Origin of the sequence: Methylobacterium adhaesivum (genome assembly GCF_022179065.1) — a bacterium.
GTDB classification, from domain to species: Bacteria; Pseudomonadota; Alphaproteobacteria; order Rhizobiales; family Beijerinckiaceae; genus Methylobacterium; species Methylobacterium adhaesivum.
Window position 1 is genome coordinate 1 of record NZ_BPQD01000034.1, and the last position, 1,260, is coordinate 1,260.

1 protein-coding gene is annotated in these 1,260 nt (G+C 66.3%); it reads right to left on the bottom strand.

Annotation, left to right across the window (positions count from 1 at the left end):
- A partial coding sequence (locus tag MFF01_RS18775; protein ID WP_373319812.1) for a beta strand repeat-containing protein occupies positions 1-1,260 on the bottom strand: 1,260 nt, incomplete at both ends.

The window sequence follows — 1,260 nt, forward strand, 5'->3', positions numbered from 1 at the left end:
GGCAAGCGACGCGTTTAGCTGGGTCAGGTTGGAGATCTGACCCGGCGCCGTGCCGAAGGTGAAGCTCGTGCTGACGCCCGTGCCGACCTTCACCGTCAGCGACGTGCCGGCGAGGGGGGAAGCGGAGCCGCTACCGAGACCAGCGGCGAAGGTCGTGTTGGCATTGAAGCCAAGTTTGGCCACCTTGGCAGTGGCGGTCGAACCGTTGCCGAGGGTGACAGCGGTGCTCGAATCGGCGGCCGTGAAGTTGAACTTCCGGTTCGTCGCGTCGAACGTGGCCGACACCGTGCCGTTGGTGGCGATGGTGACCTTCTGGGCGAGCGAGGTCACCGTGTCGGTTGCGGCGATGCTCACCGACTGGCCGTTCACCGTGAAGTTATCGCCAGCAGTGAAGCCGAGGGCGGTGGCGAGCGAGGTCGGCAGCGGGCTGAACACCCCAGCCGTCACGGTGGCGCCGCCGGCCGCGAAGCCGAGGGTGTTGCTGGCGGAACCTGCGGCCGTGAAGGTGCCCGAGCCGTCAAGCGCGCCCTTGAGCTTGATCGCGCCCGCAGTACCGCCTTCGCTGCCCGCATTCACCGCGGTGACGCCGGTAACTGAGGTCTGTGCGTTGATGGCGGCGATAGCATCCGCCACGGTGGCCGTTGCGCCGATGGAGATAGCGGTACCGTTCACCGTCAGGGTCTGGGCAGTCGAGGCGACGCCGTTCGAGGCCGTATTGAGGGTCGTGTTGTTGAATACGGCTGCGTCAGTGGCGCTGTAAGTGAATTGCGCACCGCTCTTCGAGCCCGTGAGGACGACCTTACCGCTGGTGGCATCGGCCGTAACACCGGTCGTGGTGGTCAGCAGATTGATCGCAGTTGCAACGTCTGTTGCGGTTGCATTCTGTGCGATGGTGGCAGTGGCCGTACCGTTAATCGAAACCGTATAGGTGCCGGCTGCCGTGCCGAACGTCGTGCCAGCACCGTTGTTAGCGGCTGTACCGTTCAGGGTGTAGGCAGCCGTGCCGGTGGCCGAAGACGGGGTCGCGCTGGCGGCGCCGATGGCGGTGTCGGAGACGGCCTGGGTCGGGCCGGTGGAGAGCAGGTTGGCGGCGGTGGCACCGGTGAGGGCGACGGAGGTGTTGGTCGCCTTGGTGGAGAAGGCGTTCGCCGAGGCCAGGGCCTGCTGGGCGACGGACTTGAGCTGGTCGGTGAGGCCCTGCAGCTTGGTCAGGCCGGTGTTGGCGGCCTGGATCGTCTGGATGCCGTTGGAGATGCCGTC